This window comes from Paractinoplanes maris, from assembly GCF_023544465.1.
Classification (GTDB): domain Bacteria; phylum Actinomycetota; class Actinomycetes; order Mycobacteriales; family Micromonosporaceae; genus Actinoplanes; species Actinoplanes maris.
Genome location: NZ_JALPVL010000019.1, coordinates 15,122 through 38,373, shown reverse-complemented (window position 1 = coordinate 38,373; position 23,252 = coordinate 15,122). Strand labels below are relative to the sequence as shown.

The following is a 23,252-nucleotide window of genomic DNA, read 5'->3' as shown; positions in this document are numbered from 1 at the left end:
GCCGAGCGCCGAGTGCCGAGCACCGGGCGGGGCGGAGCCGGACGGGTGGGGCGGCGCGGGTTGGGGCGGCGCGGAGCGGGGTGGCGCGGGTTGGGGCGGCGCGGAGCGGGGTGGCCGGGCGGTCAGCGGCGGTAGATCGTGATGGAGTAGCCGACCTGGTCGATGGGGGTGCTGGTGTCGAGGAGGCGTTTCAGCTGGTCGCGGGCCAGTGCCACCCGCGAGTCGGAGACGACGAGCAAGCCGCGTACCTGATCGACCGGGACGGTCAGCGGGTTGCGGCCCTCGATGCCGTAGTAGCCGGGCACGCCGGAACCCTTGTAGACCAGCCAGATCGGCTCGTCCGGGTACTTCGTTCGCAGGCGCTCGGCGAGACGCGGCAGGTCCTGGCCCCAGTCGACGTTCGAGTCGTGCAGGTTGTTGTGGGTGTTCGCGGTGCCGCCGAAAGCCTCGTTCGAGTAGGGCAGGTAGTAGGGGAACGTCATCAACGAGCTCACCCCGACGAAGGCCACCAGCGCCGCGGTCGGGATCCAGGCCCGGCGCCACCTGATCAGCACGAGCGTGCCGGCCGCGACGGCGAGCAGCATCGGGGCGAAGATGACGTAGCGGGTGCCGTAGTCGCGGGAGCCGGTCATCGCCACCAGCATCAGCACGCCGGCCGGCAGCAGCAGGTAGAGCGCGGCGATCCACTTCTTGACCAGCAGCGTGATCGTGCCGGCCAGCCAGAGCAGCAGCATGCCGATCGGCGTCTTGATCAGCAGGGCGATCGGTAGGTAATACCACTTCGCGCCGCGGTAGGCCTCGCCGAGCAGGAAGCCGTTGAAGGTGCGCGACTCGAAGACGAACTGGATGAGCACGCCGTCGCGGTAGGCCTGCGGGAACGGCAGCAGGTCGACGGCCAGCCCCTTCAAGCCGCCGGGGTGCGGCAGCGTGGCCGGGGTGGTCCACCGCAGCCGTGGGTCTACGGCCAGATAGACCAACCACACCGTGGCGACAGCGATCAGTCCTACCCCCACCGCGCCGAGCAGGCGGAGACCGAACCCCCGCCACAGCTCCCCGCTTCGCAGCCCAGCAGTGCGCTTAACGTCCGCGCCCGCCGGGTCGGCCGCATGGGGCGGCGGGGTGAAGGCGCCGGACGGGATGGCGGCTTGAGGTGCGGTGGAGGCGCCGGATGGGGTGGCGGCTTGAGGTGTGGTGGTGGCGCCGGATGGGGTGGCGGCTTGAGGTGTGGTGGTGGCGCCGGATGGGGTGGCGGCTCGAGGTGTGGTGGAGGCGCTGGATGGGGTGGCGGCCTGGGGTGGGGTGGGCGCTTCAGGGGGAGCGGACGCGTCGGCCGGATTGGGGGCGCTGGGCTGGAAGCGGCGGGTGAGGGGTGCGGCGAGGAGGGCCACGAGCAGGGCGACCGGGACGATGGCGAGAGTGTTCATGCGGGTGGCCAGGGCCGCGCCCATGGCCAAGCCGGCCAGGGGCAGGTAGAGACGGGGGCGGGAGCGGGCCCGCCACAGCATCCAGAACGTGACCAGGACGAAGCCGGCCGCGGGGACGTCGAGCGTGGCCAGCGCGCCGTGGGCGATCACGTCGGGGGAGAACGCGTACAGGGCGAGGGCCAGCAAGCCCGCCCAGGGGCCCGCCAGGTCGCGGGCGAAAAACAGCACGGCCAGGCCGAAGAGCAGCGTGAGCAGGATGATCGGCAGGCGGGCGGCCAGCATCAGGTCGAACGGGTTGTTGCCGCTCTCGTAGAGCAGGTGCCGGCCGAGATAGCTCTGGTTGACCCGGTGCGGCGCGTCCAGGCGGGGGTCGACGAAGGTCAGCCCGGCCGCCATCACCAGCTTGGCCAGCGGCGGGTGCTCGGGGTTGTAGACCAGGCTGTGCTGCTGGCGATAGACCTCGGCGGTGGCCACGTAGACCGGCTCGTCGATCGTCGGCGACTGCTGCACGGCGGTGGTGACCATGGCGAACGCCATCTGTCCCAGCAGCAGCACCACAGCGAGCGGGTAGAGCAGGCGCCGTCGGAGCATCGCGCCAATCTATCCGGCGAACTCCCCGGGCGGCGTGGCGGACGGGTCGGCGTGCTTCTCGCGCTCGGCCGCACGGAGCTCGACGCGGCGGATCTTGCCGGAGATCGTCTTGGGCAGGTCGGCGAACTCGAGGCGGCGGATCCGGGCATACGGCGGCATGTGCTCCCGGGCGTACGCGAAAAGGGTCTCGGCCGTCGCCGCGTCGGCCGTCCAGCCCTCGGCGAGCACGACGTAGGCCTTGGGCACCGCGAGGCGGACCGGGTCGGGCGACGGCACCACCGCCGCCTCGACCACCGCCTCGTGCTCGATCAGCACGCTCTCGAGCTCGAACGGCGAGATCCGGTAGTCGGAGGCCTTGAACACGTCGTCGGTGCGTCCGACGTACGTGATGTAGCCGTCCTCGTCGCGGGAGGCCACGTCACCCGTGTGGTAGTAACCGCCGGCCATCCGCTCGGCCGTGAGCTCCTCGTCGCCGTGGTAACCCACCATCAGCCCGGTCGGCCGCGGCTCGAGCGTCACGCAGATCTCGCCCTCCTGGGCCTGTTCGCCGGTGGTCGGGTCGATCAGCGCGATGGTGTAACCGGGCACCGGCCGGCCCATCGAGCCCGGCTTGACCGGCTGCCCCGGCGTGTTGGCGATCTGCACGGTCGTCTCGGTCTGGCCGAAGCCGTCGCGGATCGTCACGCCCCAGGCCTTGCTGACCTGGTCGATGACCTCGGGATTGAGGGGCTCACCGGCGCCCACCACGAGCCGGGGCGGGGTCGCCAGCGCCGACAGGTCGGACTGGATCAGCATCCGCCACACCGTCGGCGGCGCGCAGAAGCTGGTCACGCCGCAGCGCTGCATCTCGGCCATCAGCCGGGGCGGGTCGAAGCGGGTGTAGTTGTAGATGAACACGCAGGCCTGTGCGTTCCAGGGGGCGAAGACGTTGCTCCAGGCGTGTTTGGCCCAGCCCGGCGACGAGATGTTGAGGTGCACGTCCCCGGGCCGCAGGCCGATCCAATACATGGTCGACAGATGCCCGACCGGGTACGACTCGTGGGTGTGCTCGACCAGCTTGGGCCGAGCCGTCGTGCCCGACGTGAAGTAGAGCAGCAAGGTGTCGGAAGCCTGCGTCACGCCGTCCGGAACGAACCCGACATCTCCGGTATAGGCATCGGCCAAGGAACTCCAGCCGTCCACCGCCGGGCCCACGGCGATCCTGGTGATCGACGGGTCGACCGCAGCGAACTTGGCCGCTGCGGACGACAGGGCGATCACATGCTGGGCGCCACCCCGGGTAACCCGCCCGGCGGAGTCGGCCGGCCCGAGGAGCGGCGTCGCCGGGATCAGCACGGCGCCCAGCTTCATGGCGGCGAGAATCGTGTCCCACAGCTCCGCCTGGTTGCCCAGCATCACCACGATGCGGTCACCTCGCCGTACGCCCTCGGACCGCAACCAGGTCGCGACCTGGTCCGACCGCCGGGACATCTCGGCGAAGGAGAACCGCTGCTCGGAGCCGTCCTCCTCGACGATCCAGAGTGCGGGCGCGTCGTTGCCCGCGGCGATCACGTCGAACCAGTCGAGGGCCCAGTTGAACGCGCCCAGCGGCGGCCAGGAGAAGCCGGCGACGGCGCCGTCGTAGTCGTCGCTGTGCGCCACCAGGAAGTCGCGCGCCGCCCGGAATGCCTCTGTGCCCTCGGTCATCTGAGCCTCCTGGCTCAGATGCTAATGGTCCTGGTCGCCGTGAAGCCACGGTCAAGATCCCCCGTGACGGTGGCCATGGTCAGCTCGCCGCCGTCCTCGGCCATCGGCGTGGCCAGGGCGAGGTGGGTGGCGCTCGGCTCGTAGCCGGGCACGCCGTAGACCTTGGCGCACACGTCGCCCGGCAGTGCGACCTGACCCGCGGTCCCCGGCTGGGCCTCGAAGCGCAGATGCGGCCACCGGCCGTCGGACGCACCCGGGAAGATGGTCGAGAAGGTGACCCAGCCGGTGGCGTCGGTTGTCTGGATGCCGCGCAGATAGTTCTCAGCGCCCAGACCGGGGGAGTGCAGCGAGTAGGCACCGTCGCGGTCGGCGTGCCACAGATACAGGGCGTGCCCGGCCAGCGGGCGCCCGGAGTGGGCGCTGACCAGCCTCAGCCGGACGGTCAGCGGAACGCCACGGGCGACGCCGGTGGCCCGGGCGAAGCCGCGGCGCAGATCCCGGCGCACGATGCCCGACCGGGCGAGCGCGTCCGACGGTGCCGCGGAGACCAGAGTGGCCACCGTGACGCCGTGGCCCAGGCCCATCAGACGGCGCCGGCGCAGCACCGCGAAATCGCGGGCCAGCTCGCCGGGTTCTTGCTTCCGAGTTTCCACCTGCACGGTCATACGGCCCCCTCCGCCGACGGTCAGGGGTCCATTACGCCGTTTCCGGGTTGCAGCCCGGGTTGTCCAACGGTTGCGAGACGGGTGCGGACACGCGGCCGGGTCGTTACAGAGTCGTGCAGTTACCAAGCGCGACCGAAGATAGTACTGTCCGTTTCATGGGCGATGATCGATCTCCCGGCCCTCTGTCCACGATGGATGCCCTGCAGTACGACGACGAGGAGCTGCCGGCCCGCGAGCTCAAGGGGCGCGTCGGGCTGGGCGTGGCGATCGTCGCCTTCGCGGTCGCCCTGCTCGTGCTCTGGCAGGTGTTCCGCCCGCTGGCCCGGGGCAGCCAGTTCTACCTGATCATCTTTCTGGCCGGCACGCTCCCGCTCGTCTTTCTCGCGTACCGGTCGCGGCTGGTCAAGAACGAGAGCCGGGACCGGCCGACGGTGCTCGACTGGATCCTGGCCGTCACCACACTGGTCGTCTGCCTCTATCCGGTCAGCCCGATCAGCGGCGGCTACGACGGTTTCCTCGACCGGCAGGGCCTGCTCGAGCCGACCGACATCGCCTTCGGCGCGGTGCTCCTCGTCCTGATCGTCGAGGCCTGCCGGCGTACCACCGGGTGGGTGCTCCCGGTCGTCTGCCTCGCTTTCCTGGCGTACGGGTATTACGGCGGCCTGCTCCCGCAGAACTGGTCGATCGCGCACGCCGGGCTCGACTTCTCGCAGATCGTCGACGCGCTCTACAACTCGGGCAGCGGGTTCTACGGCACCCCGCTCGACGTCGCCGCGACGTACATCGTGCTGTTCACGATCTATGGCGCCGTGCTGGACCTCTCCGGTGCCAGCCGGTTCTTCGTCGACCTGTCGGTGGCCGCTTTCCGCAAGTCGCGCAGCGCGGCTGGGCGCACCGCGGTCGCCGCCGGCTTCCTGCTCGGCACCGTCTCGGGCTCGGGCACGGCCACCGCGGTGAGCGTCGGCGCGGTCACCTGGCCCCTGCTGCGGCGCGCGGGCTACCCAGCTGAGCAGGCGGGCGGCATGCTGGCCGCGGCCGGTGTCGGCGCGATCCTGTCCCCGCCCACGCTCGGCGCGGCCGCCTTCATCGTGGCCGAATACCTGGACGTCTCCTACCTGACCGTCCTGGGCTGGGCGATGATCCCGACCGTCCTCTACTACCTGGGCATCCTGCTCGCGGTCGAGATCGACGTGCGCCGGTTCCGCGTCCGCGGTCTCGACGCGCCCGAGGTCAGCACGCTGCGCCTGCTGGGCCGGTTCGGCTACCACTTCTCGTCGCTGGTGCTGATCGTCGTGCTGCTGGCGCTGGGGCAGAGCGCGACCCGGGCCGTCGTCTACGCCACCGTGCTGGCCTTCGCCCTGTCGTTCCTCGACCGGCAGTCCTGGCTGACCCCGCAACGACTGTTCACCGCGCTCAGCGCGGGCGTCCGCAGCGTGCTGCCGGTCGTCGCGGTCTGCGCCGCCGCGGGCATCATCACCGCCACCACGACCAAGACCGGGCTCGGCGCCCAGCTGGCCTCGCTGCTGGTGCGCGGCGCCCAGGCCGTCACCTCGAACCCGACCGCGGTGCTCGCGCTGACCGTGATCCTGGCCGCGATCGCGCTGGCCATCCTGGGGCTGGCCGTCCCGGTCACCGCGAGCTTCATCATCGGGTGGGTCATCATCGGGCCGGCGCTGCTGGCCCTGGGCGTCCCGGCGCCGGCCGCGGCGATGTTCGTCTTCTACTACTCGGTGCTCTCCGAGGTCACCCCGCCCACCGCCCTGGCCGCCGTCGGGGCCAGCGCGATCACCGGCGGGCGCACGATCCCGACGATGTGGCAGGCCCTCAAGTACGCCCTCCCGGCGTTCCTGGCGCCCATCGCGTTCGTGCTCACCCCGGCCGGCTCCTACCTGCTGGCCCGCGGCCCGTTCGCCGACGTCGTCTGGGCCACCGCGGCCGCCATCGCCGGGGTGGCCGCCCTGGCCGTCGCCACCGGCGGCTGGGTGCTCGGTATCGGGCGCGCGGGCACCGGCAGCCGGGTGCTGGCCGCGCTGGCCGGCCTGCTTCTGCTCTACCTCGCGCCACTGACCATCGGCATCGGCGTTGCCCTGCTCGCTGTGGCCGTGGGCTGGGCCGCCGTCGACCGCCGGCGCGCCGCGGAGACCACCGAAACCGTGCACACCGAAGAACGGGGTTGAGATGAAACGCATGGCCATGGCCGTAGGGTTCGCCCTGATCCTCACCGGGTCGGCTTGCGGCGGGCGGCAGGACGCCGCCTCGACCGACGCCGGTGGCGAGGTGACGTGCGACGTCGCCAACGAGACGCGGATCGGCATCGCCACCGGCAACGCGACCGGCGTGTATTTCGCGCTCGGCAACGCGTACGCCGAACAGCTCGGCGCGGCCGGCGGCAACGTCAAGGCGACCGCCTCCGAGACGGGTGCCTCCGTCCAGAACATCCAGCAGCTCGTGGCGGGCAGCTACGGCGTCGCGTTCTCGCTGGCCGACACCGCGGCCGACGCGGTCAACGGGACCGGCAGCTTCGACAGCAAGCAGCCGATCGCCGCGCTGGCCCGCATCCACACCAACTACACCCAGGTGATCGTGCGCAAGGCGGCCGGCATCAAGGACGTGGCCGGCATGAAGGGCAAGCGGGTCTCCACCGGTTCCCCCAAATCCGGTACGGAGGTCATCGCCAACCGCCTGCTGACGGCGGCCGGCCTCGACCCGGCCCAGGACGTCAGCGCCCAGAAGCTCGACCTCACCAAGACCGTCGACGGCATGAAGGAGGGCTCGATCGACGCGCTCTTCTGGTCCGGCGGCCTGCCCACCCCCGGCATCACCGACCTGCTCACCACGTCGGGCGGTCAGGTCGAGTTCCTCGACATCACGCCGCTGCTGCCCGAGATGCAGAAGATCAACCCGGTGTACGAGACGGGGACCATCCCGGCCGCCGCCTACAAGCTGTCCGGCGACACCTCGACGATCGTCGTGCCCAACCTGCTGCTCGTGAAGGACGACCTGGACGCCAACGTGGCCTGCGTGCTCACCAAGACGTTGTTCGACCGCAAGCCGCAGCTCGAACAGGCCAACGCCGCGGCCAAGGAGATCAGCCTCGACCAGGCCCGCGACACCGACCCGGTGCCGCTGCACCGCGGCTCGGCCAAGGCCCTCGACGACCTCGGCGCCCCGAAATAACCGCTGGACATCTCGTCGCTTCCGGGAGAAGCTGATCCCATGATGATCTTCTCCCGGAAGGGCGCGTGCGCCCTCGCGCTTTGATCGCGCCCGCGCGGCGACAGTCCGCGCTCCGTCAGGAACTCATGGATCGGGCGGTGTCCACTCGCCGCGAATGGCTCGAGGTGGGCCTCTCCACCAAGCCGGCCGACCACACCACCACCGAAGAGATACTCACTTCCCTGTACGCCCGGCACGGCCGGCCACGCCCGGAGTTCATCCGGGTCCCGTCGCCGCGTGCCGCCGTCCCGTACCTCGAAGGTCTGCCCACCCACGACGACCTGCGATCGTGGCTGGGTGACCGCCGGTCACCGGGCCGGTTCCCGCTGGCCGGCGACATCGCAGCCGAGCTCTCCCACCTGCGGTCGGCCCTCGAAGCGGACTACACCGAGCCGCCCGGCGACCGCCCGCCCCTGAAACGCCCCAAGGGCAAGCCCTGGCCGGTGCTGCCGCCCGAGCAGGCCCTCGAGTCCGGGTTGCCGTTCCACGAGGTGCTCACCCAGGGCGTCCGCAATGCGCTCTTCCGCAGTCTGGCCGGGCTCTATCTGCCGGTGCGGGCGGCCCTCGGCCGGCTTCCGGTCGGCTGGTACGGGCATCAGGACGGCTACTGGATCGGCCATGTCGACGCCATCCGGCGGACGGTGACGCCCCACCTCGGCCATGAGCGGGAGTTCATCGAGTGGTCGGCGCTCACCCGGTCGGCCGGGTGGTGGTGGCCCGGCGAAAGTCGCTGTGTGCTCGTCGACCGCCCGGTGGTCCTGCGCACCGAACCCGTGCCGGGTGCCTGGCACGATGAGGTCCGGCTGGTCCACATCGAATACGCCGACGGCTGGTCGGTGAGCGGCTCCTAGATCCGGCTCCGGCCGGCACCTCACAAAGCCGGCGCCACCCCTCTCGCGACGTGGGTGGCGCCGGCACTCACCTTCGTATAAACAATTGCTGTCGGCGTCAGGAAAGCAGTATTGTTCTGATCAGTCCGCGAGAGCGCCCCGCGAAAGGAGATCGAGATGCTGTGGCATGACGCCATTGTTTTCGACCTTCCGTTGAGTGCCGCAGAGATGCGCTTCGGCGGGTGCTCGCCGCGAATGCGCTGCTCCGAGCGATGGCAGGCGGCCGCTGGAGCGAGTCGCAGCTGACGCGGGAGCACCAATTCCCCTCGCCCTTTCCGGCCTTTTTTGTGGCGAATGGGCGTAGCTCAAATGGTAGAGCGGCGGCCTCCAAAGCCGTTCGGTGCGGGTTCGAATCCTGCCGCCCGTGCTTTTGCCTCCGACAATTGAATGGTCCGGATCGGGGCGGCGGCGTGCGCGGGCCGGCTGCGGTGGGTGAGGCGACCACCGGGCTGGCCGGCCGGGAACACTTGCGCTACCCGGCCAACGCGCGCCCCGCCGCTCCGGTCAGCCGTCTTCTGCGGTCAGCCGTCGTCGCGGACCAGGCAGAACGGGTGCCCGGCCGGGTCGCGCAGGACGCGGACGTGGGACTGGGGCTGGTGGTCGGCGAGTTCGGCCCCCAGCGCCACGGCTTCGGCCACCCCGGCGTCGAGGTCCCCGATCTGGAAGTCGAAGTGCATCATCGGTCGCTGGCTGCCCTCGGCCGGCGGCCACACGGGCGCCCGATAGTCGGTCGCCTGCTGGAACACGACGAAGTTCGACCCGTCCGGGTTGGTGGCCAGAACCGTGGTGCCCGGTTCCTCGTGGACCACGGGCCAGCCGACCAAGTCCGAGTAGAACCGGGCCAGCGCGGCCGGGTCCGGCGCCTCGACGGCCATGCCCCACCACATGCCTTTGGTTCGCGACAGCATCGAAAGTTCCCTTCGACCCGGGTACGGACATCGCACCCTAGAGCCGGATGCGGACGATCCGCTTCCTGAAACCCGTCGTCGTAGCTCAGCGGAAGAGCGCCGCCCTCATAAGGCGGAGGCCGGTGGTTCGACACCACCCGACGGCACATATTGAACTTTCCGGTTCACTTTTATAAGGTGAACCACGTGGTTCAGCAACGGGAATTGGATCGGGTCTTCGCCTCGCTCGCCGACGCGACGCGGCGGGGCATCCTGGTCCGGCTGGGCGAGGGTCCGGCGACGATCGGGGAGCTCGCCGAGCCGACCGGCATGACCCTGACCGGCATGAAGAAGCACGTTCAAGTGCTCGAGGACGCCGGCCTGGTGGTCACCGAAAAGGTCGGCCGCACCCGGCAGTGCCGCCTGGCCCCGGCGCCGCTCGACGACGCCATGGCCTGGATCAGCTTCTATCAGCGACTCTGGGCGCGCCGGCTCGACGGCCTCGACGCCTACTTCACGCTGCGCCGTGGCGGCGGTGAGCAGCAGCACTGACGATCAGCGGCCGATCTGCGAGCCGGCCGACGTACCTGGCGAAGCATGAGATGAGGGAGAGCACGGACATGACGCTGGACATGCGGGTCACGCGGGAACTGCCGGCCACGCCGGAGGAGGTGTTCGACGCGTACACCGACGCCGAGAAACAGAAGATCTGGTTCAGCATCCTCGACGAGGAACCGGGCATCGTCGAGATCGAGGTGGACCTGCGGGTCGGCGGGAAGCAGACCGCCGTCTGGGGGCCGGACCAGGACACGCTCTTCCGCGAGACGCAGACCTTCCTCGAGATCGACCGCCCCCACCGGCTGGTCACCGAGTCGACCGGGTCGGGCCCGGACGGCCTGGAGATGACCACGCGCATCGAGATCACCTTCGAGGAGAAGGGCGACGGCACGCTGATGACCGTCGTGCAGAGCGGCTTCCCCGTCCCCGAGATCCGCGACTTCTTCGCCGGCGAGGTCTGGCAGGGCGCGCTCGCCCGCATCGAGGCCTTCCTCAAGCGCGAGAAGTCCGATGCGTAGCCGCCCGGCGATCATCACGCTGGCCGTCGTGGCCGCCGTCGTGATCAACCTGCTCGTCTACGCGGTCGGCCGGGCCGCCGGTGGCAGCTTCCGCTTCACCGCCGACGGCGTGACGAACGAGGTCGACGCGGTCACCGTGGCCGGCTTCAGCGCCGTGCCCCTGCTGGTCGGTCTGGTCCTGGTCGCGCTGCTCGGGCGGCTCGGCTCCTGGGTCAGCCGGGTCGCCGCGATCGTGGCGCCCGTGCTCGCGGTCGTGACGATTCTTGTCATGACCCTGCCGGCCGACCTCGACCGGGCGAGCACGATCACGCTGGCGCTTTGCCACGTGACCCTGGCACCGATCAGTGTCCTGGCAATCCGATGGATCAACGTTTCGCCGAGCCGCCGTCCATCCCTAACCCCCTCCCTCCCGGGGCAGGGGGCTGACACTATGCGTTCGGAGGGCTGACGGCGTCGCGTTGTCCACAGGGCGCCCGGCAAGCCATGGGCGTTGTCCACAGGGTTCGGTTCATGCCGAAGCGTCGTCGCCGCACACTAGGGGCATGGCCACCGCCGGAGACCTCGCCTCCCTCGCCGGGCTGCTCGCCGACGAGACCCGGGCGGCCATGTGCCTGGCGTTGCTCGACGGGCGGGCGTGGACGGCGGGGGAGTTGGCGCGGCACGCCGGGGTCGCGCCCTCCACCGCCACCGAGCACCTGCACCGGCTGGTCACCGGGGGGCTGCTGGTCGAGCGACGGCAGGGCCGGCACCGCTATGTGCAGCTGGCCGACGAGTCGGCCGCCCAGCTGATCGAGGACCTGGCCGCCCGCCTCGACCCGCGCCCGGCGCCGGCCACCGGTTTGCGGGCCGCCACGGCCAGTGCCGCCCTGCGCCGGGGTCGCACCTGCTACGACCACCTGGCCGGGCGGCTCGGGGTCGCCGTCACCGAGGCGATGGCGGGCGCCGGGATGCTCGACGTGGACGGCGGGTTCGCTCTCACGCCGTACGGGAAACGGTTTTTGGCCTCGACCACCGGGAGCGACCTGGGCGCGGGGCGGCGGCCGCTGGCCCGGGGCTGCCTCGACTGGACCGAGCGGCGGCAACATCTCGCGGGGGTGGCCGGCGCACGCCTGTGCGAGACCTTCCTCGCGCGGAGCTGGGTCACCCGGATCGGCTCGGGCCGGGCCGTGCGGCTCACCCCGGACGGCCAGGTGGCCCTGCGAGATCTGCTCGATCTCGACACCACCGGTCTCTGACGCCGCTACGAACCGGCCGCGAGTCCGGTCGCGAGCAGGGCGACCGCGGCGAGCAGTCCCGCGCGGGGAGCTTCCCGCCAATCCGTCGTGACCGGGACCAGCGGGACGGCCGGCGAAGGAGCAGCGGCCGCCCGGGTGCGCCACGCCTCGAGATCCTCTTCGGTCAGCCGCTCGTAGGCCGCTGCCGTCTGGGCCGTCGCCCGGGTCGTCGCATAGAGCATCGTCACCGCCGGTGCCCGCAACCGCGCCGCCACGTCGAAGCGCTCGAAGATCCCCAGCAACGCCTCCATCCAGTCCTGCTCGTGCGGCCCCTGGCTGGCTTGCGACCACGGCCGCTCGGTCAGCCACGGATGCGCGAGATACACCTCGAACAGCGCCGTCGCCCACGCCCGCAGCGCCTCCTCCAGCCTGCCCTGCGCAAGATCAAAATCGGGCATGGTCGTGGCCTGGTCCTGCATCAGCGCGAGCAGGTTCTCCTTGGTTCCCACGTACGGGTAGAGGGCCATCGCGGTCTTGCCGAAACGCGCGGCGACGGCCCGCGTCGACACCGCCTCGAGTCCGGAGGCGTCGGCGATGGCCATCCCGGCCGCGAGGATCTCGTCGAGGTCGAGTTGCTGTCTGGGCCCGCGGCGGGGCGTGGGCAGCGTCGCCCCACGGTGCCGCCAGAGCCGCCTGAGGTGGTCGTCCATAACTCCTGACAGTGTATAGTGTTTTGCATGCCGACCGTTCGACTGCACGACGACTCCACCATCGACGTTCAGGTCCGGGGCAGTGGTCCCGCCATCCTCCTCCCCGTCAGCACGGCGATCGTCGAGGGTGAGCAGGCCGAGACGATGCGGGCCTGGGGCGCCGACCCCCACCTCGGCCACACCCTCGCCACCGGTCTGGCCGAGGCCGGCTTCCGGGTGATCACCGCCGATTACGAGGGCCACCGCAACCGGCACCCGGCGCCGCTGACCCTGACCGCCGACACCGTCGCCGCCGATCTGCTGAGCCTGGCCGGCGCCGAGCCGCGGTTCGCCTACTACGGGTATTCCTGGCTGGCCCTCTGCGGCCTGCAGCTCGCCCTGCGCACCGACCGGCTCACCGCCCTGGTCATGGGTGGCTATCCGCCACTGGGTGGTCCCTATGCGGCGATGCTCGCCGTGACCCGCGCGGCCCACCGGATGGCGCTCGACCCGCCGCCCCCGCCGACCGGCGACGCCGTGCCGGGCGACTGGGATTCCGTCGCCTTCACCCAGACGCCCGACCAGACGCGGCAGTTCGTCACTCTCTACGAGTCGCTCCAGAATTTCGACGAGCGCGGCGTCCGGCTCGACCTTCCGCGGCTCGCCTTCGCCGGCGAGGACGACAACATCCAGTACGGCCCGGCGTGGGACAACGCCTATGTCGCCCTCGCCGAGCCGTTGAAGGAGCACGGCGCCGAGTTGGAGAAGAAAGGCTGGGAGGTGCGCCTGGTCCCGGAGGCCGACCACCTGGTGGCCATGCAGGCGGCCACCGTCCTGCCCCTGCTGATCCCGTGGCTCAGGTCGTCACTTTGAGCCAGCCGCCGTCCACGTAATAGGTCGACCCCACCGAATAGGCGGCCCGCTCGGAGCAGAGGAAGACGAAGAAGTCGGCCACCTCGGCCGGCGTGGCGAACCGCCCGATCGGCGCGTTGTCCTCGGCGATCTTGGCCAGATACTGCTCCCACGTCTGATCGGTGCCCGCGGTCAGCGCCTTCGCGGTCTTGATCCAGTCGCCGGTCATGACCAGGCCCGGGTTGACCGCGTTGACCCGGATGTTGTCCCCGATCAGTTCGCCGGCCAGGCATTTCGAGAACATGACGAGCGCCGCCTTGGTGGTGTTGTAGATCGGCTCGTAACCCAGCGGCTGGGTGGCGCAGATCGACGCGTTGTGCAGGATCACGCCACCGCCGCGGGCCTTCATCTGCGGCGCCACCTCCCGGGCCAGCCGGACGGCCGCCATCACGTGCAGCTCCCAGTAGAACTGCCACTTCTCGTCGGGCGCGGTCAGGATTTTCTCGTCGCTCCCGGTGCCGGCGTTGTTGATGAGGATGTCGGCCCCGCCGAACTCCTTCTGTACGGCGGCGGCGACCCGGGCCGCCCCGTCCGGCTCGGTGAGGTCCACCGCGATGGGCAGGACCCGTACGCCTTCGATCGACTCCGCCACGGCTTCCAGCCGGGGCCGCGAGCGGGCGACCAGAGCCAGATCGACCCCCTCGGCGGCCAGTCCGCGAGCGATCGCCTCGCCGATCCCCGCGTTACCGCCTGTGACCACGGCCACCCTATTAGTGAGACGCAGATCCATCTCGAACTCCGTTCGCGCGCTTGGTCGGTCGGGTACCTCCCGAACATTCGCACGAAGGCTGGAGGCCGGGGTGTTCGGTAAAGGAAAGACAGTCGCTGACCAGTTCGTCGAGGTTTTGATCCGGGCTGGGGTGGAACGGATCTACGGATTGGTCGGGGACAGTCTCAACGCACTGTCCGACGCCATCCGCCGCAACGACGCCATCGAATGGGTGCATGTGCACAACGAGGAGGCGGCCGCGTTCGCGGCCGCCGCCGAGGCCCAGATCACCGGCAAGCTCGCGGTCTGCGCGGGCAGTTGCGGGCCGGGCAACACCCACCTGATCCAGGGGGTGTTCGACGCCCAGCGCTCGGGCGCGCCGGTGCTGGCGATCGCGTCGCACATCGTGTCGACCGAGATCGGCTCCGGTTTCTTCCAGGAGACCGACCCGAAGCAGTTGTTCGCTCAGGCCAGCCACTGGTGCGAGATGGTGTCGTCGGCCGAGCAGATGCCACGGATGGCCCGGATGGGCATCCAGCAGGCCATCGGCAAGCGCGGCGCGGCGGTGCTGGTCCTGCCGGGTGACGTGCTCGCCGCCGAGGCCACCACCGAGACCGGTACGGGACACGCGGTGGCCGGCCCGGTGCTCGGTGCGCCGTCCGACTACGTGATCGAGGACCTCGCCGAGCGGATCAACGCGGCCAGGACGGTGGCGATCTTCGGCGGCATCGGGTGCACCGGCGCCCGCGAGCAGGTGCTGCAGCTCGCCGAGTGGCTGGGCGCGCCGGTCGGGCACACCCTGCGGGGCAAGGACGTCCTGCAGTACGACAACCCGTACGACGTGGGCATGTCCGGCCTGCTGGGTTATGGCGCCTGCTACGAGGCGACCCACGAGGCCGACCTGCTGTTGCTGCTCGGCACCGACTTCCCCTACCGGCAGTTCCTGCCCCAGAAGAACACCATCCAGATCGACATCGACCCGGCCCGCCTGGGCCGCCGGACGGCGCTCGAGATGGGCGTGGCCGGCGATGTCGGCGCCACCATCAAGGCGCTGATGCCCAAGCTGGAGCGCAAGGACCACAAGTTCCTCAACCACATGCTCAAGAAGCACGTCGACGCGCTCGAAGGAGTCGTCGGGGCGTACACCAAGAACGTCGAGAACCTGGTGCCGATCCACCCCGAGTACGTGGCGTCGATCCTCGACGAGGAGGCGGCGGGCGACGCCGTCTTCACCGCCGACACCGGCATGTGCACCAGTTGGGCGGCCCGCTACATCACGCCGAACGGACGGCGCCGGCTGATCGGCTCGTTCGTGCACGGCACCATGGCCAACGCGCTGCCGCACGCGCTCGGCGTCCAGAAGCTCGACCGCGACCGGCAGGTGGTCTCGATGTCGGGCGACGGTGGCCTGGCCATGCTGCTCGGTGAGCTGCTCACCGCCCGCCTGCACGACCTGCCGGTCAAGGTGGTGGTCTTCAACAACTCCAGCCTCGGCATGGTGCGCCTGGAGATGCTCGTCGCGGGCGACCCGCCCTACGAGACCGACCACGAGCACGTCGATTTCGGGGCCATCGCCCGGGCGGCCGGGCTTTTCGCCGTACGGGTCGAGAAGCCCGACGAGGTGCGCGGTGCTCTGCGAGCGGTGCTCGACCACGACGGCCCGGCCCTGCTCGACGTCGTCACCGACCCGAACGCGCTCGAGATCCCGCCGCACATCACCAAGGAGGAGGCGGCCGGGTTCGCGCTCGCCGCCGGAAAGTCGGTGCTTTCCGGCGGCGTCGGCCAGATGCTCCACCTGGCCCGCACGAACCTGCGGAACATTCCTCGTTAGTCGCGGCCGGCGCGGAGGTCGGCGCCGACGTCGTGCAGGTGGCGCAGGGCCTGGCCGTAGGAATCGGTCAGGCCGGTCATCTCGTACGGGACGCCGATCTCCGCGCAGTAGGCCTGCACGATCGGCTGCGCCTTGCGCAGGTTGGGGGTCGGCATGGCTGGGAACAGGTGGTGCTCGATCTGATAGTTGAGCCCGCCCAGGGCCGCGTCGACGAGGTGGCCGCCCCGCACGTTGCGCGAGGTCAGCACCTGCTTGCGCAGGAAGTCCTCGTCACCGGTGGGGTGCGGCATGCCCTTGTGGTTGGGCGCGAACGTCAGGCCCAGATAGACACCGAAGATCGCCTGGTGGACGACGACGAACGCGAGCGCCTGCAACGGGTTCAGCACGATGGCCAGGGCCGCGACGTAGCCGAGGAGATGCAGGCCGATCAGCGCGGCCTCCAGCGGCTTCCGCTTTTGCGAGATCCACTTGATGCTGTCCCGCTTGAGCGAGATCCCGAGCAGGGTCAGCAGCGGGAAGAAGAAGTACGCCTGATAGCGCGTCAGGAATCCCTTTCCGGCCGCCGCCTCGCGCGACCAGACCAGCACGCCCGGACCGACGTCGGGATCCAGGTCGTCGTGGTTCGGGTTGGCGTGGTGCTTGGTGTGCTTGTCCATCCAGTAGCCGTAGGACATGCCGATCGCCAGATTGCCGGCGATCAGCCCGGCCCGCGAGCTCGGCTTGTTGGTGCGGAACACCTGGCGGTGGGCCAGATCGTGGGCGACCAGCGCGGCCTGGGCGAACACCACGGCCAGGAAGGCGGCCACGGCGAGAGTCCACCACGAGGCGCCGACCACGAAGAACGCCGCCCAGCCGAGGATCAGCGCGCCGCCGACGAGCGACAGGCGCAGGGCGTAATAGCCGGGACGCCGGCGCAGCAGCTCCGCCGCGTTGATCCGCCGGCCCAGTTCCGCGAAGTCGCTCCCGGCCGTCGCACGCGGCCGCTCTGCCATTGTCGTCATGCCTCCATCAGACCGTGGCGACCCCCTCAAGGTCAGGAGTGCCAGGCCCCGGATCGGTGGTAGGGCTAGCACTACTGAGTTGACAGCCCCGGTGGGCCACGATGAGAGGCGTGGAGACAAGAGACTGGCTTCGAGACGGGCTCCGGGCCGTGGCGTCCGGCGTGCTCGCGATTGTGCTCGCGGTTCTGAACTTCCCGCTCTTCGTGCTCTTCGTGGTGTCGCTGGTGCTCACGCCGGTGCTCGGGATCGGCCTGGTGCTGCTGCCCGCGGTGACCGCGCTGATCCGGTTGCGAGCCGACGCGGCCCGGCGGATCGCGGGCTGGCACGGCGTGCCCATCTCCCGGCCCTACCGGCCACGGCCCGCGGGCGTCGGGCTGATCGGCTGGGGCCGCTACAAGTGGATCATGACGGATCCGGCGACCTGGCGGGACTTCGCCTGGCTGCTGCCCGGGGCGGTCGGCGGGCTGGCGCTCGGCATCGTGACGCTGGCCCTGCCGGCGTACGGGGTCGAGGGCATCGTCCTGCTGCCGCTCTGGATGTATCTGGGTGGCGAGTGGTCCGGCTACGGCGTGAACTGGCCCATCGAGAGCGTCGGGGAGGGCTTCCTCTCCATGCCTCAGGGCGTGGTCATCCTGGTGCTGGGCCTGGCCGTCGCGCCCTACCCGCGCCGCTTCGAGGCTCTGCTCAGCCGGCTCTTCCTGGCCCCGACCCGCGCCGCCGAGCTGCGTCTGCGAGTCACCCAGCTCACCGTGACCCGGGCCGACACGGTCGACGCCCAGGCCGCCGAACTGCGCCGCATCGAGCGCGACCTGCACGACGGCGCGCAGACCCGGCTGGTGTCGCTGGGCATGGCCATCGGCCTGGCCGAGGAGCTGATCGAGCGCGACCCCGCGACCGCCCGCAAGCTGCTGGCCGAGGCCCGGGAGAACAGCTCCACCGCGCTCGTCGAGCTGCGCCACCTGGTCCGCGGCATCCACCCGCCGGTGCTGGCCGAGCGCGGCCTCGACGGCGCGGTGCGGGCGCTGGCCCTGACCCTGAGCATCCCGACCACTGTGGACTCCGACCTGGCCGGCCGCCTCGAGACACCGGTCGAGTCGGCCGCCTACTTCGCGGTCGCCGAGACACTGACCAACGTGCAACGCCACAGCGGCGCCGCGTTCGCCTACGTGAGCATGCACCACACCGGCGACCGGCTGCGCCTGGAGGTCGGGGACGACGGCCACGGCGGCGCCGACCCGAGGCGCGGCACCGGGCTGGCCGGAATGGAACGCCGCCTGGCCGCCTTCGATGGCACGATGTCCGTGTCCAGCCCGCCGGGTGGACCGACCATCGTGACCATGGAGCTGCCGTGCGCGTCGTCATCGCCGAGGACCATGCTCTCCTCCGGGACGGACTGACCCGGATCCTCGCGGCGTTCGACTTCGATGTCGTCGCGGTCGTCGACCGCGGGCCCGACGTGCTGCCGACGCTGCTGGAGTGCAAGCCCGACGTGGCGGTCCTCGACGTGCGGCTGCCGCCGACCTTCACCGACGAGGGGCTGCAGGCGGCCATCGCGGCCCGGCGCCAGGTCCCCGGCCTGCCGATCCTCGTGCTCTCCCAGCACGTCGAGCCGCTCTATGCCCGCGAGCTGCTCTCCGACCGCCGCGGCGGGGTCGGTTACCTGCTCAAGGACAGGGTGTCCGACGTCGCCCAGTTCGTCGACGCGGTGCGGCAGGTGGCCGGCGGCGGCACGATGATGGACCCCGAGGTGGTGGCCCGGCTGCTCGAGCGCAGCCGACCGCTCGACGTGCTCACCGCGCGCGAACGTGAGGTGCTCGGCGAGATGGCGGCGGGCCGCTCCAACGCGGCGATCGCGGCCAAGCTCTACGTCACCGAGAAGGCCGTGAGCAAGCACATCAACAACATCTTCACCAAGCTCGGCCTGCCGGTCTCCGAGGACGACAACCGGCGCGTGCTGGCTGTGCTGGCCTACCTGGACAGCTGAAACTCAGGTCAGCTGCGGCAGCACTTCGCTCGCGATCAGGTCGACGTGGTCGAGGTCGTCCATCTCGATCAGGCGCAGGTGCACCCGGGTCGCGCCGATCTCGCGCATCTCGCCGATCCGCTGCACGAGCTGGGCGGGCGAGCCCTCCACCGGGTCCTCCGGCGGCAGAGCGCTCTTGACGTGCAGGGGAGCGGCGCGGCGGGCGGCCTCGGCGCCGGTGCGGCCGATCGCGACCACGATGCCCGCCGACAGGGTGAGCGGCCTCTCCCGGCCGATCGCCTCGGCCGCGGTGCGGACCCGGTCGAAGGCCGCGGCGGTCTCGGCCACCGTCTTGAACGGCATGTTGTATTCGTCGGCGTAGCGGGCCGCGAGCTGCGGCGTACGCCTCGGGCCCTTGCCTCCGACGATGATCGGCGGATGCGGCCGCTGCACCGGGCGCGGCAACGCCGGGGCGTCCACCAGGTGGTAATGCTTGCCGTCGAAGGAGTACGTCCGTCCCTCGGGCGTGCCCCAAAGTCCGGTCAGGATCTCGAGCTGCTCCTCGAGGCGGTCGAAGCGCTCGCCGACCGCGGGGAACGGGATGCCGTACGCCGTGTGCTCGCGCTCGACCCAGCCGGCGCCCATGCCGAGCTCGACCCGGCCACCGCTCATCTGGTCGACCTGGGCCACCATGATCGACAGTGGACCGGGCATACGGAACGTAGCCGAGTTGACCAACGTGCCGATCCGCAGCGTCCGCGTCTCCCGGGCGAGTCCGGCCAGCGTGATCCAGGCATCGGTGGGGCCCGGCAGGCCTGGCTCGGGGGTCAACGCACGGTAGTGATCGGCCCGCAGGAGGCCCTCGAAACCGGCGTCCTCAGTGTGACGAGCGAAGTTCAATTGAGTGTCGTACGTCGCACCCCGGTGCGGTTCGACGAACAGACAAACACGCATCATCGTCCCTCATAAACCGAGCTGGGCGCATACCCGGCTCATCCTGATCGATCGTGCGGGATACGTCTACTTCGGCTTTTGAGACGAACCTGTCATCGATGCATGTGCCAGTTTGCCCTACGATCCCCGTCGGGACACCACTGCCCCACGTTCGGCCCCTCACGGCCCCGGTGCGCCAATTGCCGGGTTGCCGGTTCCCCATTCGACCGACCCAGGTCGGGAAGGATCCACGGTGCACAGAAGGACCCTCGTACGTACCGTTGTCGCCGGCGCACTCGCTCTCACCATGAGCGCGGCCGCCGGGTGCAGCGACGACTCGGCCGACGGCGACGGTGGCGGCGGCGCCTCGCTCGAGAAGATCACTTACCTGACCTCGTTCGGCACCTTCGGCCGTGACTCGTACGCGTACGTCGCGCTCGACAAGGGTTACTTCAAGGACGCCGGCTTCGACGTCACGATCAACCCGGGCAAGGGCTCCGGCGAGAACATCAAGTCGATCGTGTCCGGCCAGGCGCAGTTCACCCCGATCGACCTCACCGGTGGCCTGATCGCCGCCGGTGGCAAGGACAAGACCACCGGCTTCACCGCCGTGGCGGCCGTGCAGCAGCGCACGATGGCCGCGATCATCGCGCTCGAAGGCAGCGGCATCAACTCGCCCAAGGACCTCGAGGGCAAGACGCTGACCGACCAGCCCGGCTCGGTCGTGCGCACGCTGTTCCCGACCTACGCCAAGCTGGCCAACGTGGACGACTCGAAGGTCACGTTCCGCAACGGTCAGGCCCAGGAGCTGATCGGCCTGCTCGCGTCGGGCAAGACGCAGGGCATCGGCCAGTTCGTGGTGGGCAAGCCGACCGTCGAGACGGTGGCCAAGGGCAAGAAGGCCGTCGTGCTGCCCTACAGCGACTTCCTCCAGGACCTGTACGGCAACGTCCTGATCACGTCGACCAAGTACGCCACGGACAACCCCGAGAAGGTCAAGAAGTTCACCGAGGCGCTGCTCAAGGGTCTCGCCGACTCCATCGAGGACCCGGCCACGGCCGGCAAGATCACGCAGAAGTACGTCCAGACGGCCAAGCCCGAGGGCGTCGCCGCCGAGCTGACCCTGATGGGCCCGTACGTGAAGTCGGCCGCCGCCGGCATCCCGGTCGGTGCGCTCGACGCCGAGCGCGTCGCCCGGAGCATCGCGATCCTGCAGGGCTCCGGTCAGATCGAGCCGGGCCTCAAGCCCGAGCAGGTCATCAACTTCGACCTGACCCCCAAGGCCTGATCTTTCGCTACGCGGGGTGCGCCGGATCTCCGGCGCACCCCACCGCTTGAGGAGCACCCCCGGTGCAAGACACGCTGACGCCCCCGTCGGAGGCCGCCGTGGCCCGTCCCGCCCGCCCCGCCCGGCGGTTCTCGCCCTCGGTGGTGGCCTGGCCGGTGCTCGGCATCGTCGTCACCATCACCGCCTGGTGGGCGGTGGTCGAGATCTTCGAGATCCAGCCGATCATCCTGCCGTCCCCGGTCGACGTCTTCGAGGGTTTCCGGACGTATCCCGAGCTGCTGCTGCAGACGACCTGGGACACGGTCCGGGTGACCCTGATCGGCTTCGCGCTGTCAGTGGTCGTCGGCATGGCCCTGGGCACGGCGATCGCCGCCTGGAAACCGTTCGAGCGCGCGTTCGGGCCATTGCTGGTGGCACTCAACGCCGTACCGAAGGTCGCGATCGCCCCGCTGATGATCGCCTGGTTCGGCTTCGGCACGAAGCCGGTGCTGGCCATGGCGTTCCTGCTCTGCTTCTTCCCGATCGTGCTCTCCACCGCGACCGGTCTGGCCAGCACACCGGCCGACCTGGCCGAGCTGGCCCGGTCGCTGGACGCCACCCGCACCCAAACGTTCCTGCGGGTGCGCGTGCCGGCCGCCCTGCCCCAGATCTTCGTCGGCCTCAAGCTGGCGATGCCGCTGGCCGTCATCGGCGTGGCCGTGGGCGAGATGCAGTCCGGCGGCGTCGACGAAGGGCTGGGCACGATCATCGTGCAGACCGCGGGCCAGGGCGACACCGCGACGGCGTTCGCCGCGCTGACCCTGATGGCCATCGTCAGCATCATCCTGTATTACGCCCTGGTCCTGATCGAACGCCTGGCCCTGCCCTGGGTCCGCGGAACCACGGCCTGACCGCTCAGCTCAACTCGCTGCTCGGACCACGCGGTGGCCGTGTTCAGCTCAGCTCCCCGGCTCGGACCACGCGGTGGCCGGGCTCAGCTCAGCTCAGCTCGTCGATCGCGGCCCGGACCATGCGCCGGCCGTGCTCGGCCATGCGCGGGAACGTGTGCCGGTAGTAGCCGATGCCGGTCAGCGAGGGCGCCAGCGCCCAGCCGCAGGCCCGTCGCCAGGTGGCATCGTCATAACCGAGCGCCTCCCGATAGGCCGCCCGGGCGGCCCCGGTGAAGGTCCACAATGCCGCGGCCAGGTCCGGCGCCGGGTCACCGACGCCGAGCGCGCCCCAGTCGATGACCGCCCGCAGCCGGCCGTCCTCGACGATCAGGTTGCCGGGCTGCAGGTCACCGTGGATCCACACCGGATCACCGGCCCACTCCGGGGTGGCGAGCACCTCGTCCCAGGCGGCCTCGGCCGCCGCCACCGCGAAACCGTCGTCGTGCCCGGCCAGCCCGGCCAGCGCCCGGCGGACGGACTCGTCGGCGTGCCGCAGCGGCGTCCCCCGGGATCCCGCGGGCCGGACCGGCCCGCCCGACGAGTCGATCCCGTGCAGGGCACCGGCGAAGGCCGCCAGATCACGGGCCAGCCCGAGGTCGTCGCAGCCGAGCCGCTGGGGTGTGCCCCCGGCGATCCACGGCACCACACTCCACCGCCACGGGAACCCCGCCCCCGGCTCACCGACGAAGACCGGAACCGGGATCCGGACCGGCAACCGCCGCGCCAGCCCGGGAAGCCACCGCGCGTCCCGCTCGGCCTGATCGACCGCCCACCCGATCTTCGGCATCCGGGCCACCAGCTCGTCACCGATCCGGAACAGCACATGGTCGGTGCCCTCGACATCGCCGGGCAGAGCCGTCACCGGCAGGTGCGCCCACTCCGGACATTGCCCGGCCACCAGGCGCTCGACCTGCCCCACGGTCGCCCGGACCTCGTTCTCATGCATCGGCACGGCGGCACGCTATTCCGGCACCCCCACGCGGCGCCAGCCGTTTACCTAGGATCCGGTCATGCGTGCTGCCCCCGGAATCCTGATCGGTCCGGCGTTCGGCGCGGGTCCGATCGGTCTCCTGCCTCTGCTCACCATCCCGGTCGGCGCGGCGCTGAACATGGTGGTGCTCCCGGTCCGGAACGGCCTGCCCGGCGAAAGCTCGGCCGCCGCCTGGGCCGAGGCCACAACCTGGGTCCTGGCGGCGGCCGGTGTGGCCACGGCCGCCGTCCGATACGCCCGTACACCTCTGACGTCCCGATAGCCGATGCTCACCCGGCGCCCCGCTCCGTTTCGCATACGAACAACGAGCCGGCTCCCGTCGGCGGTCGCCGACCAACCGGTGAATGTCGGTGGGGT

23 protein-coding genes and 2 tRNA genes are annotated in these 23,252 nt (G+C 70.5%); 16 read left to right on the top strand and 9 right to left on the bottom strand.

The window, feature by feature from the left end; all coding sequences use genetic code 11:
* Nucleotides 1–122: 122 nt before the first annotated feature.
* From NAG42_RS41890 to NAG42_RS41880, 3 genes are read right to left on the bottom strand one after another with little or no spacing between them, the layout of a single operon-like run.
* Nucleotides 123–2,015 (bottom strand): glycosyltransferase family 39 protein, encoded by a 1,893-nt coding sequence (locus NAG42_RS41890; protein ID WP_250038099.1) that lies wholly within the window; start codon nucleotides 2,013–2,015, stop codon nucleotides 123–125.
* A 9-nt stretch (nucleotides 2,016–2,024) separates the two neighbouring features.
* Nucleotides 2,025–3,701 carry an AMP-binding protein gene (locus NAG42_RS41885; protein WP_250038098.1) on the bottom strand — a complete coding sequence of 559 codons (1,677 nt, stop codon included), beginning with the start codon at nucleotides 3,699–3,701 and terminating at the stop codon, nucleotides 2,025–2,027.
* A 14-nt stretch (nucleotides 3,702–3,715) separates the two neighbouring features.
* Nucleotides 3,716–4,354 carry a dioxygenase family protein gene (locus NAG42_RS41880; protein ID WP_250038097.1) on the bottom strand — a complete coding sequence of 213 codons (639 nt, stop codon included), beginning with the start codon at nucleotides 4,352–4,354 and terminating at the stop codon, nucleotides 3,716–3,718.
* Between the two features lie 167 nt (nucleotides 4,355–4,521).
* Between NAG42_RS41880 and NAG42_RS41875 the strand changes: the two genes are divergently transcribed.
* The 4 genes from NAG42_RS41875 to NAG42_RS41860 all read left to right on the top strand — a co-directional run bounded on the left by NAG42_RS41875 (nucleotide 4,522) and on the right by NAG42_RS41860 (nucleotide 8,839).
* On the top strand, nucleotides 4,522–6,543 hold the full coding sequence (locus NAG42_RS41875; protein WP_250038096.1) for a TRAP transporter permease: 2,022 nt from the start codon (nucleotides 4,522–4,524) through the stop codon (nucleotides 6,541–6,543).
* 10 nt (nucleotides 6,544–6,553) lie between these two features.
* Nucleotides 6,554–7,543 (top strand): TAXI family TRAP transporter solute-binding subunit, encoded by a 990-nt coding sequence (locus tag NAG42_RS41870; RefSeq protein ID WP_250038095.1) that lies wholly within the window; start codon nucleotides 6,554–6,556, stop codon nucleotides 7,541–7,543.
* 137 nt (nucleotides 7,544–7,680) lie between these two features.
* The gene (locus tag NAG42_RS41865; protein WP_250038094.1) at nucleotides 7,681–8,433 is read left to right on the top strand and encodes a hypothetical protein; all 753 of its coding nucleotides are present in this window, start codon (nucleotides 7,681–7,683) and stop codon (nucleotides 8,431–8,433) included.
* A 333-nt stretch (nucleotides 8,434–8,766) separates the two neighbouring features.
* Nucleotides 8,767–8,839: transfer RNA gene (locus tag NAG42_RS41860), tRNA-Trp, on the top strand.
* A gap of 154 nt (nucleotides 8,840–8,993) precedes the next feature.
* Here the strand turns inward: NAG42_RS41860 and NAG42_RS41855 are convergent.
* Nucleotides 8,994–9,380: a VOC family protein gene (locus NAG42_RS41855; RefSeq protein ID WP_250038093.1), complete on the bottom strand. Its 387-nt coding sequence runs from the start codon at nucleotides 9,378–9,380 to the stop codon at nucleotides 8,994–8,996.
* A gap of 74 nt (nucleotides 9,381–9,454) precedes the next feature.
* Between NAG42_RS41855 and NAG42_RS41850 the strand changes: the two genes are divergently transcribed.
* From NAG42_RS41850 to NAG42_RS41830, 5 genes are all read left to right on the top strand, one after another.
* Nucleotides 9,455–9,526 (top strand) — tRNA-Met (locus NAG42_RS41850).
* A gap of 40 nt (nucleotides 9,527–9,566) precedes the next feature.
* Nucleotides 9,567–9,911: an ArsR/SmtB family transcription factor gene (locus tag NAG42_RS41845; RefSeq protein WP_250038092.1), complete on the top strand. Its 345-nt coding sequence runs from the start codon at nucleotides 9,567–9,569 to the stop codon at nucleotides 9,909–9,911.
* Between the two features lie 68 nt (nucleotides 9,912–9,979).
* Nucleotides 9,980–10,435, top strand: a complete 456-nt coding sequence (locus NAG42_RS41840; protein ID WP_250038195.1) for an SRPBCC family protein — start codon at nucleotides 9,980–9,982, stop codon at nucleotides 10,433–10,435.
* Nucleotides 10,428–10,883, top strand: coding sequence for a DUF6069 family protein (locus NAG42_RS41835; protein WP_250038091.1), 456 nt, complete (start codon nucleotides 10,428–10,430; stop codon nucleotides 10,881–10,883). The genes NAG42_RS41840 and NAG42_RS41835 overlap by 8 nt, the downstream gene beginning before the upstream one ends.
* A gap of 94 nt (nucleotides 10,884–10,977) precedes the next feature.
* Nucleotides 10,978–11,670: an ArsR/SmtB family transcription factor gene (locus NAG42_RS41830; protein WP_250038090.1), complete on the top strand. Its 693-nt coding sequence runs from the start codon at nucleotides 10,978–10,980 to the stop codon at nucleotides 11,668–11,670.
* Between the two features lie 5 nt (nucleotides 11,671–11,675).
* On the opposite strand, the gene NAG42_RS41825 is transcribed toward NAG42_RS41830, so the two are convergent.
* Nucleotides 11,676–12,359: a TetR/AcrR family transcriptional regulator gene (locus NAG42_RS41825; RefSeq protein ID WP_250038089.1), complete on the bottom strand. Its 684-nt coding sequence runs from the start codon at nucleotides 12,357–12,359 to the stop codon at nucleotides 11,676–11,678.
* A 27-nt stretch (nucleotides 12,360–12,386) separates the two neighbouring features.
* On the opposite strand from NAG42_RS41825, the gene NAG42_RS41820 reads away from it, so the two are divergent.
* A complete protein-coding gene (locus NAG42_RS41820) occupies nucleotides 12,387–13,211 on the top strand; it encodes an alpha/beta fold hydrolase (RefSeq protein ID WP_250038088.1) in 825 nt (274 codons plus the stop codon).
* Here NAG42_RS41820 and NAG42_RS41815 read toward each other — a convergent pair.
* Nucleotides 13,195–13,980: an SDR family NAD(P)-dependent oxidoreductase gene (locus NAG42_RS41815; RefSeq protein WP_250038087.1), complete on the bottom strand. Its 786-nt coding sequence runs from the start codon at nucleotides 13,978–13,980 to the stop codon at nucleotides 13,195–13,197. The genes NAG42_RS41820 and NAG42_RS41815 overlap by 17 nt on opposite strands.
* 70 nt (nucleotides 13,981–14,050) lie before the next feature.
* On the opposite strand from NAG42_RS41815, the gene NAG42_RS41810 reads away from it, so the two are divergent.
* Nucleotides 14,051–15,790 carry a pyruvate dehydrogenase gene (locus NAG42_RS41810; RefSeq protein ID WP_250038086.1) on the top strand — a complete coding sequence of 580 codons (1,740 nt, stop codon included), beginning with the start codon at nucleotides 14,051–14,053 and terminating at the stop codon, nucleotides 15,788–15,790.
* Here NAG42_RS41810 and NAG42_RS41805 read toward each other — a convergent pair.
* Nucleotides 15,787–16,791: a fatty acid desaturase family protein gene (locus NAG42_RS41805; protein ID WP_250038085.1), complete on the bottom strand. Its 1,005-nt coding sequence runs from the start codon at nucleotides 16,789–16,791 to the stop codon at nucleotides 15,787–15,789. The genes NAG42_RS41810 and NAG42_RS41805 overlap by 4 nt on opposite strands.
* A gap of 101 nt (nucleotides 16,792–16,892) precedes the next feature.
* On the opposite strand from NAG42_RS41805, the gene NAG42_RS41800 reads away from it, so the two are divergent.
* Together NAG42_RS41800 and NAG42_RS41795 are read left to right on the top strand one after the other, a co-directional pair.
* Nucleotides 16,893–18,188 (top strand): sensor histidine kinase, encoded by a 1,296-nt coding sequence (locus NAG42_RS41800; protein WP_250038084.1) that lies wholly within the window; start codon nucleotides 16,893–16,895, stop codon nucleotides 18,186–18,188.
* Nucleotides 18,140–18,775, top strand: a complete 636-nt coding sequence (locus tag NAG42_RS41795) for a response regulator transcription factor (RefSeq protein WP_250038083.1) — start codon at nucleotides 18,140–18,142, stop codon at nucleotides 18,773–18,775. The genes NAG42_RS41800 and NAG42_RS41795 overlap by 49 nt, the downstream gene beginning before the upstream one ends.
* Before the next feature lie 3 nt (nucleotides 18,776–18,778).
* Here NAG42_RS41795 and NAG42_RS41790 read toward each other — a convergent pair whose 3' ends face one another.
* Entirely contained in the window at nucleotides 18,779–19,708 is a 930-nt protein-coding gene (locus NAG42_RS41790) for an LLM class F420-dependent oxidoreductase (protein WP_250038082.1), read from the bottom strand.
* Between the two features lie 286 nt (nucleotides 19,709–19,994).
* Here NAG42_RS41790 and NAG42_RS41785 point away from each other — a divergent pair, with 286 nt between their 5' ends.
* A complete protein-coding gene (locus tag NAG42_RS41785) occupies nucleotides 19,995–20,975 on the top strand; it encodes an ABC transporter substrate-binding protein (protein ID WP_250038194.1) in 981 nt (326 codons plus the stop codon).
* Nucleotides 20,976–21,037: 62 nt separating this feature from the next.
* Nucleotides 21,038–21,865 carry an ABC transporter permease gene (locus NAG42_RS41780; protein WP_250038081.1) on the top strand — a complete coding sequence of 276 codons (828 nt, stop codon included), beginning with the start codon at nucleotides 21,038–21,040 and terminating at the stop codon, nucleotides 21,863–21,865.
* Nucleotides 21,866–21,953: 88 nt separating this feature from the next.
* On the opposite strand, the gene NAG42_RS41775 is transcribed toward NAG42_RS41780, so the two are convergent.
* Nucleotides 21,954–22,850, bottom strand: coding sequence for an aminoglycoside phosphotransferase family protein (locus NAG42_RS41775; RefSeq protein WP_250038193.1), 897 nt, complete (start codon nucleotides 22,848–22,850; stop codon nucleotides 21,954–21,956).
* Nucleotides 22,851–22,914: 64 nt separating this feature from the next.
* Between NAG42_RS41775 and NAG42_RS41770 the strand changes: the two genes are divergently transcribed.
* A complete protein-coding gene (locus NAG42_RS41770; protein ID WP_250038080.1) occupies nucleotides 22,915–23,157 on the top strand; it encodes a hypothetical protein in 243 nt (80 codons plus the stop codon).
* Nucleotides 23,158–23,252: the final 95 nt, after the last annotated feature.

Bases quoted from the DNA above. Each gene is read 5' to 3' on its own strand.
- NAG42_RS41820 (WP_250038088.1), top strand. From the start codon at position 12,387: ATGCCGACCGTTCGACTGCACGACGACTCCACCATCGACGTTCAGGTC.
- NAG42_RS41790 (WP_250038082.1), bottom strand. From the start codon at position 19,708: ATGCGTGTTTGTCTGTTCGTCGAACCGCACCGGGGTGCGACGTACGAC.
- NAG42_RS41785 (WP_250038194.1), top strand. From the start codon at position 19,995: ATGAGCGCGGCCGCCGGGTGCAGCGACGACTCGGCCGACGGCGACGGT.
- NAG42_RS41870 (WP_250038095.1), top strand. From the start codon at position 6,554: ATGGCCATGGCCGTAGGGTTCGCCCTGATCCTCACCGGGTCGGCTTGC.
- NAG42_RS41890 (WP_250038099.1), bottom strand. From the start codon at position 2,015: ATGCTCCGACGGCGCCTGCTCTACCCGCTCGCTGTGGTGCTGCTGCTG.
- NAG42_RS41770 (WP_250038080.1), top strand. From the start codon at position 22,915: ATGCGTGCTGCCCCCGGAATCCTGATCGGTCCGGCGTTCGGCGCGGGT.
- NAG42_RS41875 (WP_250038096.1), top strand. From the start codon at position 4,522: ATGGGCGATGATCGATCTCCCGGCCCTCTGTCCACGATGGATGCCCTG.
- NAG42_RS41825 (WP_250038089.1), bottom strand. From the start codon at position 12,359: ATGGACGACCACCTCAGGCGGCTCTGGCGGCACCGTGGGGCGACGCTG.
- NAG42_RS41830 (WP_250038090.1), top strand. From the start codon at position 10,978: ATGGCCACCGCCGGAGACCTCGCCTCCCTCGCCGGGCTGCTCGCCGAC.
- NAG42_RS41855 (WP_250038093.1), bottom strand. From the start codon at position 9,380: ATGCTGTCGCGAACCAAAGGCATGTGGTGGGGCATGGCCGTCGAGGCG.
- NAG42_RS41840 (WP_250038195.1), top strand. From the start codon at position 9,980: ATGACGCTGGACATGCGGGTCACGCGGGAACTGCCGGCCACGCCGGAG.
- NAG42_RS41775 (WP_250038193.1), bottom strand. From the start codon at position 22,850: ATGCATGAGAACGAGGTCCGGGCGACCGTGGGGCAGGTCGAGCGCCTG.
- NAG42_RS41800 (WP_250038084.1), top strand. From the start codon at position 16,893: ATGAGAGGCGTGGAGACAAGAGACTGGCTTCGAGACGGGCTCCGGGCC.
- NAG42_RS41815 (WP_250038087.1), bottom strand. From the start codon at position 13,980: ATGGATCTGCGTCTCACTAATAGGGTGGCCGTGGTCACAGGCGGTAAC.
- NAG42_RS41835 (WP_250038091.1), top strand. From the start codon at position 10,428: ATGCGTAGCCGCCCGGCGATCATCACGCTGGCCGTCGTGGCCGCCGTC.
- NAG42_RS41885 (WP_250038098.1), bottom strand. From the start codon at position 3,701: ATGACCGAGGGCACAGAGGCATTCCGGGCGGCGCGCGACTTCCTGGTG.
- NAG42_RS41805 (WP_250038085.1), bottom strand. From the start codon at position 16,791: ATGACGACAATGGCAGAGCGGCCGCGTGCGACGGCCGGGAGCGACTTC.